A 13585-nucleotide genomic window follows, 5' to 3' on the forward strand; every position below is an offset into this window, starting at 1 on the left:
GCGGCTCTCGGACGGGGAGGGTCAGTCGTCGAAGGCGGCGAACAGCTCCCGCCTGCTGACGTCCCGTATCCGTCGTACGTCGAACTCCGCGGGGTCGGCCGCGGACAGCGAGTCGAAGACCAGGTTGATCGCCGGCACCAGGCCCCAGGCGTGGTGGTAGGGCGGCCAGCCGGCGCTGCCCCGGTCGGCGTCGGCCTGGCGGGCGAAGAGGTAGTCGGCCCACTCGCGGGCCGCCGGGCGGCGGTGGTGGAAGTCGTGGACGACGGTGTCGCCGGTCAGGACCAGGTAGCGGCTCGGCAGGTGCACGAAGAGCATGCGGGCGGTCCAGCGCAGCCAGGCGGCGGTGGCCCGCAGCGGCGCGGCTCCGGGGGCGGGGGCCGCCTCACCGATGAAGATGGCGTTGGTGAGGGAACCGAAGTACGCCTTGCCGCGCCGCTCGGTCTGCTCCGGGTGCGGAAAGGTGTGCTTGACGCACAGGCGCAGGGTGTTGCTGAGCTGGAACAGCGGCACGAGCGGCACGAACCAGACGACGAGCAGCGCCGCCCACGTGCCCGTGAGCAGACAGGCGACGGCCGAACCGCCGTACAGCACGGCCGCCGTGAGCCGCTCGGCGCGCGAGGAGCCGTGCCAGAAGGAGCGGGCCCTGGCCACGGCGAACGTGGCGTGGAAGACCGGTGAGAGCAGCTTGCCGAGGGTGCGCCGCCACATCTGCCGGCGGGTCATGCCCGGGTGCAGGTCGAGGCTGATCAGGAAGGCCTGCACGGTGGGGTCGCGCAGCGTCATGTGGTGGGCCGCGTGGTGGTCGCCGACGTGTTCCTCGCTGTAGCGGGCGAAGTGCTGCACGATCAGCAGGCTCGACGTCGCCCGGCCGATCGCCGTGTCCAGCTTTCTGCGGCGGAACATGTTCCGGTGCGAACACTGGTGGTAGACCATCATGCGCAGGTTGCGCATGCCGTGCAGCGTCATCGCCCAGCCCGGCAGCAGCAGGAGCAGCCAACTCCCCGCCAGCGCCCAGCCGGTGACCGAGACGGCGACCCCGGCGAGCATCGAGGCGAGCGCCGCGAAGAGATGGAAGGCGGGCGTCCACCAGCTCAGCGGTGCCTGTCCTGCCAGGGGTCTGCCGGTGAGGAGCGTCAGCGGGTACTGGAGGACACGGGGCACGCGCCCCATGGACTCGCGTACGGGATCGGGGGCGGGCGCCACGGGATCAGGGGCGGGCGCCACGGGTCCGGGGGCCGGCGTGCCGGTTCCCGGTGCGGGTGTGCCGGATCCGGCTGCGTGGTCAGGGGCGGTGAGGTCGGACACGACGGTCATCGGGGACTCCTCCTGGGGCGTCGGGTCGAGCGGTTCGGCCGTCGCGGTGGTCGAGGTCATGCGGGCGCTCCCGCGAAGCCGGGCGCGGCATCGAGCACGGCCCTGGCCAGCGCGTCGCCGTCGCGCAGCGTCACCGAGTCCACGCCGGGGCCGACGCCCGTCGCGGTGGCCCAGTGCACGGACTCGGTGGGGACGCCGTGGGCGAAGCGGCGGGGGTGCGGGCGGCCGGTGGCGTCGACGACGTGGTGCGGGCGGTCGGTGACGTCGAGGCCGCCGGTCTCGTACGAGGTGCCGTCGGCGGACCGCACCCGGAACGGGCGGCAGTGGCCGGCCGACAGCAGGTGCCGCAGCAGCGGATCGGCGGTGCGGCGCAGGTCGGGTGCGGGCAGCCGGGCCTCGAACAGGACGCGGCCCGTGAGCCGGACGCCGGGGACGTCGGACTCCAGGGCGAAGCCCTCCGGGGTGGCCGTCACCCGGGTGCCCGGGCCCGCGACGCGCAGCACGCCCGCCTCGATCAGTGCCGTCAGTTGCTCGACCCGGTGTGCGGAGGGGCCGTCGGACAGGAACGCGCTGAGCGGCGTGTACCAGCGGTCGAGGTCGTCGCGGTGCGAGCGGCCGTCGAGGCCACCGTGGTCCACCGCGAGCCGGATCGTGTCGCGCAGGTCGCGCAGGACGTCGAGGGCCGCCTTCAGCGGGCCGCTGACATTGCCGAGCCGCGCGGCGCGCGCGTCGGCCCGCAGATGGTCGACCAGCCAGTGCGTGAAGTCCTCGTGGGAGCTGAAGTCCCGTGCGCCGTAAGGGCGGTGGACCAGGTCCCAGTTCCAGCGTTCGGCGTCCCGGACGCCCGCCTCCGTCAGCAGCCGGTCCTCGTCGCCGCGCGGCGCCGTGGCGAAACGGGCCGCGAAGGCCCCGGCCTCGGCACGGTGCACCCGGCCCGCCAGCAGCGTCTCGTAGTAGACGGTCTCGACCTCCTTGGCGATCAGCGGCCACAGGTCGGCGCGGAAGTCGAGCCGGTCGCCGCCGCGCAGCCGCTCGATGCGCTCCGGCGTCAGCAGCCGGGGCACATGGTGGCCGTGCGCGCCCTTCTCGTTCCTGCCGTGCGCCCGGTGGGGCACCCCGCGCCGTGAGCCCGCGCAGATCAGCGGCTCCCGTCCGGAGGGCCGGTAGACCAGACCGTCGGCGGTGCGCTCGTAGGTGCCGCCGCGGCCCTCGGTGAACAGGGCCATGTGGTCGAAGAAGTTGAGCCCGAGGCCGCGCAGCAGCACCGGTTCGCCGGGGGCGACGAGCCGGTCGAGGGCGAGGTCGGCGGGGTTGGCGGGTGGTACGTAGACCAGGCCGTGGTCGATGGCGCCGAGGGCGAGTTCCTCCTCGGCGCGGGACAGCCGGGCGGGCACGTGGCCCTGGCTGAGCACCACCGCGTCCAGCCGGTCGAGCAGCGTGCCGTCGTCCAACAGAACTTCCTGGTACGGCGGTTCGGCCGCGTCGTCGACGGCGACGGCCCGCGACCTGTGCACCCGCACCGTCAGCCGCTCGGGGGCCCGGCGCACCACGCGGCCGAAGGCCCACTCCAGGTAGCGGCCGTACAGGGCGCGCGAGGGGTAGCTGTCGGGGCCGAGATCACGCATCTCGGCGAGGGCGGCACCGTCCGCACCGTCTGAGACAGCCCCGTCCGCGTTCGCCCAGTCCGCGTCGGACCAGCCCTCCGCCCCGCTTTCCATGTCGTCCTGCGTGTCGTCGAAGGGGCCCATGACCGTGCGGAAGCGGGCCCATTCGTACAGGCTCGGCCCCGGCTCCTCGGGTCCTTCGACGGGCGTGCCGGCGTCGGTGAACACGGTGACCCGCGAGGCCACGGTGTTCATCAGCAGATGCCGGGACTGGTCCGTGCGCCACACCCGCCCGGCGCCCGGCCGGTCCGGGTCGACGACATGGACCACGATCGGTCCGGCGGGGCGGCGGTCGCGCGCGTTGGCGCACAGCCGCTCCAGCACGGAGAGGCCGCGCGGCCCCGCGCCGACGACACAGATCTCAAGGCGCTCACCTGTCATGGGAGTTGGTCTCCGGAGCGGTGTTCAGGGATACGGTGATGAGGTCCGCCGCCTCCCGTGCGGCGCGCTCGGCGGCCGGGGCGTCGACGCCCGTGGTGATCACGGAGCCGAGCCGGTCCCAGGAGGAGCGCACGTCGGTGACGGTGTCGCCCGGCTTGCGGGTGAGGTCGACGCGGACGACCCCCGGCCGGGCGCGCACGGCGTCGGCGCCGTCGATGCCGGTGATCGTGCCGGGGCGCGGGGCGGTCAGGAAGCGGATCGCCGCCGCCCGTACGGGAGTCGGCGCGGGCCCGGTGTCCTCGCCGAGGAGCGTGGCGATCCAGCGGCCGTGGAGATCGACGTCGTACGCCAGGTCGATCAGGTCCATGATCCGGTCGCCCGGCGGACGTCCGGCGCACTCGATCAGGCGGGGCCCGTCGGCGGTGCGCACCCACTCGGCGTGCAGGATGCCGCTGCCGTATCCGATGGCGTCGACGAACGCCTGCAACTCCCTTGTCCAGGACGGGTCCTGGGCGTGGACGGTGTGTCCCGTCTCGACCGGGCTCGGTCCTTCGAGGGTGTACTTGCGGGTGGCGTTGCAGAAGACGACCCGGCCCTCGTCGACCAGGCCCTCGGTGGAGAACTCCGGCCCGTACAGCCGCTCCTCGGCGAGATAGCGCCAGGTCATGGGCCGCTTGGCGAGCTGGCGTCCCTCGTCGGCGCCGGTGCAGTGGCGCCAGGCCGCCCCGGGGTCGGCCCCTGCGTCGAGCAGCAGTACGCCGAGGCTGGCCTGCCGCCCCGCGGGCTTGACGACACAGGGGCCGCCGGCCGCGAACGCGGCGATGTCCTCGGCGGAGCCGACCTCGCGGAACGCCGGGGTGGGCAGCCCGGCCGCCCGCATCGTCTCGCGCAGCAGCAGCTTGTCGCGCAGTACGGCGGCGGCCTTGGCGCCGGGGCCGGGAAGCCCGAGCTCCTCCGCGGCGCGGGCGGCGGCCACGACGGCGTACTCCAGCCCGGCCACCACCGCATCCACAGGGCCGAAGTCCCGTACGACATCCAGGAATTGCTCGTCCTGCTGATAGCGGCCGAAGCGGACCTCGCCGAGGCAGGGGTGGGCGGCAGCGCGGGCGGCGAGCCCCTTCGCTTCCCACAGGTCGGCCTCCTCGACGAGGACGACACTGCCGGCGGGGCGGCTGTCGTCGAGGGCGGCCAGGACGCCGTCGTTGTAGCCGATGAGCATCAGACGCATGTCAGTGGGCTCCCTTCGGGACGGTACGGACGGCGGCGGCTGCCAGCAGGCCGATGGCGGCGAGCGTGAACCAGTAACCGGAGGTCAGGCCGTGCGCGCCCGCCAGCAGGAACAGCGAGCCGCCCGCGAACGAGCCTGCGGACTCGCCGGTGGCGGTGGCGACCTGGCGCAGGTTGAACACCTCGACGACCGGCCGGTCGCCGTCGAGCCCGGCGAAGGCGGTGGAGACGGTCGGCGAGAACACCGTCTCGGCGAGCGTGAACACCACCAGTGCCCCGAACGCGGTGACCAGGCCGTCGCTGTCCACGCCGAGCAGGACGAAGGACAGGGCGAACACCGCGGTGCCCAGCCGCAGATGACGCATCGGCGACACCCCGCGCGCAAGGTCGCGGTTCATCCACACCGTGACCGGGATCTGAAGGGCGACGACCAGGACGGCGTTGAGCGTGAAGTACCCGGCGCGTACCGCCGTGTTGTCGCTGAGTTCGGCGATGCCGAGGGCCAGGGCCGAGAAGAACTGCGCGTACAGCAGGCTTCCGGCGGCGGCCAGCAGGGACACGCGGCGCACCGCTGGATCGGTGACGACGACCTTCAGCAGCCCCAGCTTCAGCGGGGGCCGGGTGTCGCCGTCGGACAGCCTGAGGCCGCGCGGAACGGTGACCGCGACGGTCGCCGCCGCGGCCGCGTACAGGGCGCCGACCAGGACGAGCAGCAGGCCGTAACGGGCGCCGCCGAACAGCAGGTTGGCGATGACGGGGCCGAGCGCGGCGGAGATGTTCACGGCGACCTGGATCGCCGAGAAGACGGTGGAGCGGTCGGCGGCGGCGTCCAGCGTCACGGCCACGTAGGCCCGTGCGGTGAGCGCGTTGACGCTGATCCCGAACCCGGCGACCACCAGACACAGCACCACCGCCCACATCCCCGGCGCCAACGGCAGCACGGCGAAGGCGGCGGCCGCGAGCAGCAGCCCGCCGACCATGGCCGCCCGCACCGGCGTCCGCTGCAACAGCCCGCCACAGGTCAGCGAACCGGCCCGGACGGCGACGGTCAGCGACAGCAGCGCGGTACCGACCCACCACGCCCCGGCGCCCGGGTCGAGGCGCGGGACGAGGAGGGGGAGGACCGGGAGCAGGGTGAAGTAGCCGAGGTGGGAGAGGAGATAGTCGAGGGTGATGGTGGCGAGAACGCGCCGAACCGGCCCGCGGGCGACGGACGGCTTCGGCGCGGCGACGGTCACGGGGTGCCTCCCGGCAGGGGCGCGTACCCGTCGAGGCGTACGTCGAGCCGGGCCCTCGCCGCGGCGAGTGTCGCGTCGACCGCCGCGAGGTCGGGCCCCGTGGCGACGAGCACGCCGTGCCGTCCCGCGGAGTCGGCGACCTCGGTCAGGACATCGCCCGCGCCGACGAAGAGGTGGGCGGCGACGAGCACCGGGTCCGCGGCGACCGCGTCCCAGCCGGTAACCGACGCGATCCGGCCGGGGCCGAGCACCAGGAAGTCGGAGCCCGCGGCGCCTTGGGCGGCGGGCGGTTCGGCGACCGGGCGGCCCAGCAGGTCGTCCAGCAGGGTGCCGTAGAGCTCGAAGCCGGGCCGGGTCTCCTCCACGAGGGCGTGGATGAAGTCGCCGCCCGGCCGGGCGTGGATCTCGCCCAGCACGATCGCACCGGCGGGCGTGACCCAGAACTCGGCGTGCAGCACCCCGTGGGTGAGCCCGGCCGCGGTCACCGCCGAGGCCACCGCGTCCCGTGCGGCGGCGGCCGTGGCCGCGTCCAGCGGGGCGGGGGTGCGGTGGCCGGTCTCGACGAAGCCGGCGCCGGTGCGCTTGGCGGTCAGGGCGAGGACCCACGGCTTGCCGCCGACCATGACGCCCTCGGCGGAGAACTCAGCGCCCGCCACGAACTCCTCGACCAGGAAAGGCGGTTCGAGGCCCGCGACGGCCGGGCCGAGCCCGGAGTGGTCCCGTACGAGCGAGACGCCCGCGCTGCCCATGCCGTCCCGCGGCTTGACGATCCACGGGCCTTCAGTGGCGGCGAGGAAGCCCGCGGCCTCCTCCTGGCCGGCGGCGACGGCGAACCCGGGCTGCGCGAAACCGGCCTCCCGCAGCACCGCCCTGCACAGGTCCTTCGTACGGACCGTCCGCACCGCCTCCGGGTCGTTGCCCGCCACGCCCAGCGCCCGCGTGAGGTGGGCGACGGCGAGTACGCAGCCCTCCTTGACGGTGACCACGGCGTCGATGCCGGGATGCGCCGCGGCGAACTCCCGGCAGGCCCCCGGGTCCGCGTACTCCAGCGGCAGGTGCGTGTCGGCGGGCATCCGCCACACCCCGGACCCCAGCGCCCGCGCCGTGTCCGCGCCGATCAGCCGGAGCCCGCGGGACCGGGCCTGGGCCGCAAGTCGGGTCAGCTGGTTCTGGCCGTGCGGGGAGGGCGTGGTGGAGCCGACGACCAGGACCGTCGGGGCGGCGTCCGGGGCCCGCCCGGCCGCCGCCGGCCGGGCGCCCTCAGGCGGCGTCGGCATCCGAGATCCCGATCGTGATCGCGGCCTCGGCGGCGTCCAGGGCGGCCTGCACGGCCGCGGCGCTGCCGCCGGTGGCGATGATGACGCCGATGGTGCTCGACATGTAGTCGGCGGGCGGCAGTTGGACCGTCGCGCCCAGCTTCCGCTCGACGACGATGTGCTCGACGCCGGGCACCCGCAACGCGTCGTCGACGCCTTCGACGCTCGCGAGGACGCCGTCGGCGGGAGCGAGCAGCTTGCGGAGTCCCGAGTGGAGAGGAGTGCCCTCAGCGGCCCGTGGGGCCTGGCCCGTCGCGACGCGCACGGTGTTCTCGCAGAACGGGACGCCTGTCGCGAGACCCACCAGGTGCGAGGTGATGAAGTCGCCGCCCACCCGGGCCGCGCACTCCACCATCCGCGCCTTGCCGTCGGGCCCGACCATCGCCTCCAGATGGAAGGCGCAGTCGTCCATGCCGAATCCCTCGGCGACCGCGTGCGTCAGCTCGTGCACGGCGGCCACGGAGGCCTCGGGCAGCGAGGTCGGGAAGGCGTGTCCGGCCTCCAGACGGTAGGGCTCCGTCGTCGTCTTGTCGGTGATGCCGGCGATGTGCACCTGCCCGCCCTGGACCCAGCCCTCGATGCTGTGCTCGGTGCCGGCCAGGAACTGCTCGATGACGATCTCGCCCGCGTGCCCCGTGAAGACGCGGTCCATCTCCGGGCGGACATAGGACGTCAACTGCTCGAAGGCGGGCCGGAGTTCGTCCTCGCCGTGCACCTGGTAGATGCCCTTGCTGCCGTTGCCCGTGGCCGGCTTCAGCACCAGCGGGAAGCCGAGTTCCGCGGCCGCCTTCGCGGTCTCCTCCCAGGTGGTGACGCGGGCGAAGCGCGGCGACAGGTCCGGTCGTACGGAGGTCAGGGCCTGCCGCATCAGGAACTTGTCGCGGGAGATCCGGGCCGCCTCCGTCGAGGCCGCCGGAAGGCCGAGCCCTTGCGCGATCCGGCTGACCGTCTCCACGGCCGCGTCGGACCAGGTGACGACGCCCACGACGTCGAACTCGGCCGTGATGGCCGCGACCGCGGCGTCCACCGCGGCGTCGTCGTAGGTGTCGACCTGGTGGACCGTACGGACGATCTCCGTCGGCAGCCCGGCCGGCGGCGCGTCGGCGATCAGCGCGACGCCGTAGCCGAGGCGATGGGCGGCGTACAGGGCGGAGCGCTGCTCCAGCGGGGTGCGGCGCAGATTGACGTAGACGAGGACCTGCTGCGGCACAGCGGACTCGGAGGACGGCTCAGATGACGGCTCAGAGGACATGGCTCTCCAGAGAGGGGACGGGGCCGGCGATGGAGGTGCGGTGCCAGCGGTGGTCGAAGGAAGTGACCTCGATCGGACGCCCGGCGACGGCGGCCGCGGCGACCCGCTCGGACAACTGGGCCAGGAACCGGGCGACATGGGTGACCCCGACGAGGTCCGCCTGGTCGAAGGGCTCCCCGGTGCAGCGCAGCACGCGCAGGTCGGTGAGGCTCTTGAAGGTGATCTCGTCGGTGATGCGCACCGGTTCGGGGCTGCGCGCCGAGAACCGGATCAGGTTGGCGACGTGCCCGCGGTGGTGCAGGTCGGAGTGGACGGCGAGATCGGGCAGGACGTGCGGGGAGAGGAAGTCGCGGGCCTGCACGGCCGGGTCCTTGGGCAGGTTGCCCGGCATCACGTGCCAGGTGTTGTACTGCATGCGCGCCGACATGGCCCACGCCGAGTCGGCGACCTTCAGCCGGTCGCCGCCGTGCAGCTCGAAGGCGCGGGCCGAGGGGACGACGCAGCAGTAGAAGTCGGGCAGCTCCCAGGAGACGATCTCCGCCCAGTCCCGCCGGCCGAGCGCGTCGATCAGCTTCGGCAGCGAGCGGATGCCCCGGCTCATCGCGAAGTCCGCGCCGAACAGGTCGACGGAGGCGTGCACGGTCGCCTCCACCAGCGCCTCGAACCCGGTCGCGAACCCGCCGCGCGGCGCCTGCAACCAGGCGTCGTCCAGCACGTCGAGTACGCCGGCGAAGTCCCGCCCGGCGCCGGGCAGCAGCTCACCGAGACGCTCACAGACACCCAGCTCGTGCGGACCGGGACGCTCGGCGCGCGGCAGTGCCCGCTCCGACTTGCGGCGGATGGTGGCGTTGATGTCGTAGTGGATGCGCCGCTCGGCCACGAGCCGGGCCCGCGCATCGGCGATCTGCCCGGCAGACGCCAACAGGCTTTCAATGGAGGGAAGTTCGACGCCCGAGAGCCCCGCGTCCGCCAGCTCGTCGATCACAAGCTCAGGAGCAGCCTGCAGATAAACACCCCTGGTCGTACGGAAGTTGTCGGCGACGTTCTCCAGGGACAGCTGTACGCCGTTGAAGCTCTCGACACGGTTGGGGCCGCCCGAGGAGTACGCCAGCCACAGGCACGCGACGACCACCGCCTCGTCATCCGTCCACAACTCCAGCGGCAGCCTGTCGAGATGGTGGAAGAAGCAGTCGGGGTGGGTGGGCAGCAGGCTCTTGCCGGTGAGGTTCTTCTCGTCCTTCAGGTTGGAGAAGACCGAGTCGTCCTTGTAGAGCATCACGGGCGGAACGAGGAAGACGGCCCCGCGAAGTGCGTCGACGGCGGCCGTACGCCCGTCCTGCCCGAGGCGGTCCAACAGGCCCCGGCACTCGGCGACTTCGTGCTCGGTGCGCCGCCGCACGTCGGCGAAGAGCCGCACGTACTCGGCGAGATCGTCCCGGCTCCAGGTGATCCGGGCGGCGACCCCGGTCGCGGCGGCCTCGGCGGGCAGCGACCGGCGCTGGGGCACGGTGACGACGAGCCGGCCCTGCGGGGAGAGGGCGAGGGTAGAGGTGAACGCGGCCTCGGCGCCCGCTCTTTGGGCTTCATCCGGGTCGCTCGTGGCGCGGGCGCGCTCGGGTCCGCCGGGCTCACCGGCGCCGGGAGTGCGGCCGGGCGCGGTCAGCATCCGCACGGCCGCCGTCTCCGCGCGGGTCAGCGACCGCCGGGCTGTGTCGGCGTCGAGCCGGCCGCCGAGCGTGATCAGGATCTCGACCATCTCGCGGGTGCTCGCCGCGCCGCGGGCGGCGGTGAGGGTCTGCTGGAGCAGCCTCGGGAACCCGGCGTCGTCGAGGGTGCGTTCGGGGTGCGGGGACGCCCCGGCCTGCCGGTCGGCCCGGCTCGGACGCTTGCTGCGCCGGGCCTCCTCCATGGCGAGCCGCCGGGCACTCTTGGGCGGGGCGACGGCGGGGGCGTCCGCCGTGGGGTGCGTGATGAGGTCGTCGACCGTGGGGCGTACGACGAGGCCGTCCGTCGGGGCGGGCAGGACGTCAGTTGACGACTGCACGGAACTCCTCCTGTCCCTCGACGTACGTCCACATCGACTGGTCGGTGGGCTGCCAGTTGTCGTCCGGGTAGATGCAGTCGACGGGGCAGGCCTGCACGCACTTGGCGCAGCCGTTGCACAGCTCCGGGATGATCACGACGTCGAGGCCGTGGTTGTAGATCGCGCTGAACTGCGGCGGGCAGGCCCGCATGCACGAGTCGCAGCCGATGCACTCGGCCTGCTCGATACGGCGCGGCGCCTTCTTCCACTCGTCGTTGCGGCGGTGTTCCTTGAGGCGCCGCGAGAAAGTCGTGGCGGGCGGCGGGGCGTCTGTTCCGGTCTCGTCGCTCTGCATCGTTCCGCTTTCCTGAGGAATTCCTCGATGTTCGGGATTCGGTCTTCGATTCCGGTCTTCGGGATTCAGGTGTTCCGGATTTCGGTGTTCCGGATCCCGAGGGGTGCGGCTCAGCCCCACCCGGTGTCGTCGGTGGACGTCGAGACGGAGGCGTTCACCTGCGACGTCACCTGCTCCAGCGCCTGGCTTCGGGCCTCGTCGGAGGTCGGGCAGAGCCCGCCGGAAAGCGTCACGGCGCCCAGGGCGAGCGAGAGGCAGGCGGCGGAGCTGAGGGCGATACGGGAGGTGATGCCGGGGACGGCTCGGGGGGTGGTTCGGGTGCGGCTCGGCATGTGGTGTGTCGCTTTCTGGCATGGCGGACACCGGGACGGCGATATCCCGGGAAAACGCGGTGAGGTGCCCGTTGCGGAAAGAAGCGACCGGCTCGGACGTCACTCATGTTCAGGTCGGCGCGGCGCGAAGAGCAATGCCGGGCGACCGTCCTGATTGCGCCTGTCGTAACGCGACACAGGGGCATTACTCCTGAACCGCGCGAATATGGACATCAGGGACGGCCGTACATTGTCGCCTCTGTCGTACGGGTGCAAGGCTGCCGCTCATGACCGCAGCCGCAACTCCCCAGTCCCAGAGCCGCATTTCGGCCCGGGTCGCCGCCATCTCCGAGTCCGTCACCCTCGCCGTGGACGCCCAGGCCAAGGCGCTCAGGGCCGCCGGACGTCCCGTGATCGTCTTCGGCGCCGGCGAGCCCGACTTCCCCACCCCGGACTACATCGTCGAGGCCGCCGTGACGGCCTGCCGTGACACGGCCAACCACCGCTACACGCCTTCGGCCGGACTGCCGGGGCTGCGCGAGGCCATCGCAGCCAAGACGCTCCGCGACTCCGGCTACGAGGTGGCCCCGTCGCAGGTCCTGGTCACCAACGGCGGCAAGCAGGCCATCTACAACGCCTTCGCCGCGATCCTCGACCCGGGCGACGAGGTCATCGTTCCGGCCCCGTACTGGACGACGTACCCGGAGTCGGTCCGCCTCGCCGGCGGCGTCCCCGTGGACGTCGTCGCCGACGAGGGGGCCGACTACAAGGTCACCGTCGAGCAACTGGAGGCGGCGCGCACGGAGAAGACCAAGGCGCTGCTCTTCGTCTCCCCGTCGAACCCGACCGGCGCTGTGTACAGCGCGGCCGAGGTCGAGGCGATCGGCCGCTGGGCGGTCGAGCACGACCTGTGGGTGCTGACCGACGAGATCTACGAGCATCTGGTGTACGGCGACGCGGAGTTCCACTCCCTGCCCGTGCTGGTCCCCGAACTGCGGGACAAGTGCATCGTGGTGAACGGCCTCGCCAAGACGTACGCGATGACGGGCTGGCGGGTCGGCTGGATCATCGCCCCGCAGGACGTCGTCAAGGCCGCGACGAACCACCAGTCGCATGCCACCTCGAACGTCAACAACGTCGCCCAGGCCGCCGCGATCACCGCCCTCTCCGGCGACCTGTCCGCCGTCGCCACGATGCGCGAGGCCTTCGACCGCCGCCGCAACCTGATCGTCCCGATGCTGAACGAGATCGACGGCGTCGTCTGCCCGATGCCCGAGGGCGCGTTCTACGCCTACCCCTCGGTGAAGGGCGTGCTCGGCAAGGAGATCCGCGGCAAGCGCCCCCGGAGCTCGGTCGAGTTGGCCGCACTCATCCTGGAAGAGGCCGAGGTGGCAGTGGTCCCCGGCGAAGCCTTCGGCACCCCGGGCTACCTCCGCCTCTCCTACGCCCTGGGCGACACCGACCTCACGGAGGGCCTCACCCGCCTCCAGAAGCTCCTCGCGGAGGCGGGGGCCTGACACCACGTGCGGGCGGCGGCCCGTCACCCACCACGAGCCATCGCGAGGCCGTCCGCCCCTGCCTAGTAAGAAGGCCCTACCGGAGTAGGGCCTCTTTTTTTGGGGGCCTTCGGCGGGACTCGAACCTGCGGCCAAGACTGCACCCCTGCCGTCTCATCGATGCCCTGACCTGGTATTTAGACGCAGGCGGGGCGTTCTGATCACCCAGCTCACCGTGTATTTACCGGAGGCTCTTATTCCGGTGGCGAGCCATCCCGTCGGTGCCATCACGACTGGCCAGGTCGAACTAGGACGGTGGCTAGGTTTGCAGCCTCTGGCCCTCGCTATACCGCCAGTTGGTCGGTGGTGGCCGGACAAGAGGGCGTGTGAGCACTGCTATGCATATGCCAGCTCCCGTGTCAAAATCTGTGGACTGTTACGCCGAGACCGTGTGGGGGCGCGTTGTCCGAGTCGTCAGAGCAGTCCGAGGTGACTGCTGTGGAATTGGTCGTCACGGAGCCTCAACCCGATGACTCGGGGGCCAATACATACGATCGCTACGACTGGCAGGCGTCCATGGCAGCCGCGGACGGCCTACAGCTCTATTTGGATGCTCTAGGCGCCAATAAGCGATTGGGCGGAGACGAGGACAGTCGCGTTCTTTGTGAGTACCACGAGGACTGGGTGGCTATGCGGGGAGGGGACGCGGAACTCGTCTCAGCCAAACATAGAGACGCGTCTGTTGACGCGTACCGAACTGTGAAACAACTCGCTGACGAGGGCGGGTTGGCGCACCTTCTTCTGCGGTGGCGGGCGCTGAAGGAGAAACCGACTTGCAGGCTGGCTACTAGTGGTGGCCTTCTTAGCGGTGATCCCCAAGAGTTGGAGGCAGCCGCGAAGTATCTTCGTGGAATTCGCCTATCCGGAGATCAGGTCACACTCGACGGTGATCACGCCGCAATCATCGAAAAGCTTCATTCCGCAATCCACAACTACGGTAGCTCGCAC

The 13585-nt window shown here is 72.0% G+C and carries 10 protein-coding genes; 1 reads left to right on the forward strand and 9 read right to left on the reverse strand.

Going from position 1 to position 13585, the window contains the following annotated elements; genetic code table 11:
* Nucleotides 1–21 precede the first annotated feature (21 nt).
* From OG746_RS27460 to OG746_RS27500, 9 genes are all read right to left on the reverse strand, one after another.
* Nucleotides 22–1374: a fatty acid desaturase gene (locus tag OG746_RS27460; protein ID WP_266719483.1), complete on the reverse strand. Its 1353-nt coding sequence runs from the start codon at nt 1372–1374 to the stop codon at nt 22–24.
* Nucleotides 1371–3359, reverse strand: a complete 1989-nt coding sequence (locus tag OG746_RS27465; protein ID WP_266719485.1) for an FAD/NAD(P)-binding protein — start codon at nt 3357–3359, stop codon at nt 1371–1373. The genes OG746_RS27460 and OG746_RS27465 overlap by 4 nt, the downstream gene beginning before the upstream one ends.
* Nucleotides 3349–4587, reverse strand: a complete 1239-nt coding sequence (locus OG746_RS27470; protein WP_266719487.1) for an ATP-grasp domain-containing protein — start codon at nt 4585–4587, stop codon at nt 3349–3351. The genes OG746_RS27465 and OG746_RS27470 overlap by 11 nt, the downstream gene beginning before the upstream one ends.
* A gap of 1 nt (nt 4588) precedes the next feature.
* The gene (locus OG746_RS27475; protein WP_266719489.1) at nt 4589–5824 is read right to left on the reverse strand and encodes an MFS transporter; all 1236 of its coding nucleotides are present in this window, start codon (nt 5822–5824) and stop codon (nt 4589–4591) included.
* Nucleotides 5821–7101: an ATP-grasp domain-containing protein gene (locus tag OG746_RS27480; RefSeq protein WP_266719491.1), complete on the reverse strand. Its 1281-nt coding sequence runs from the start codon at nt 7099–7101 to the stop codon at nt 5821–5823. The genes OG746_RS27475 and OG746_RS27480 overlap by 4 nt, the downstream gene beginning before the upstream one ends.
* Nucleotides 7085–8392 carry an ATP-grasp domain-containing protein gene (locus OG746_RS27485; protein WP_266719493.1) on the reverse strand — a complete coding sequence of 436 codons (1308 nt, stop codon included), beginning with the start codon at nt 8390–8392 and terminating at the stop codon, nt 7085–7087. Before OG746_RS27485 ends, OG746_RS27480 begins: the two co-directional genes overlap by 17 nt.
* A complete protein-coding gene (locus OG746_RS27490) occupies nt 8382–10436 on the reverse strand; it encodes a hypothetical protein (RefSeq protein WP_266719495.1) in 2055 nt (684 codons plus the stop codon). The genes OG746_RS27485 and OG746_RS27490 overlap by 11 nt, the downstream gene beginning before the upstream one ends.
* Nucleotides 10420–10770 carry a 4Fe-4S dicluster domain-containing protein gene (locus OG746_RS27495; RefSeq protein WP_266719497.1) on the reverse strand — a complete coding sequence of 117 codons (351 nt, stop codon included), beginning with the start codon at nt 10768–10770 and terminating at the stop codon, nt 10420–10422. Before OG746_RS27495 ends, OG746_RS27490 begins: the two co-directional genes overlap by 17 nt.
* A 110-nt stretch (nt 10771–10880) precedes the next feature.
* Nucleotides 10881–11102, reverse strand: coding sequence for a hypothetical protein (locus tag OG746_RS27500; protein WP_266719499.1), 222 nt, complete (start codon nt 11100–11102; stop codon nt 10881–10883).
* Nucleotides 11103–11368: 266 nt separating this feature from the next.
* On the opposite strand from OG746_RS27500, the gene OG746_RS27505 reads away from it, so the two are divergent.
* The gene (locus tag OG746_RS27505; RefSeq protein ID WP_266719501.1) at nt 11369–12598 is read left to right on the forward strand and encodes a pyridoxal phosphate-dependent aminotransferase; all 1230 of its coding nucleotides are present in this window, start codon (nt 11369–11371) and stop codon (nt 12596–12598) included.
* The last annotated feature ends 987 nt before the right edge of the window (nt 12599–13585 follow it).

It is taken from the genome of Streptomyces sp. NBC_01016 (assembly GCF_026341035.1).
Lineage (GTDB): Bacteria > Actinomycetota > Actinomycetes > Streptomycetales > Streptomycetaceae > Streptomyces.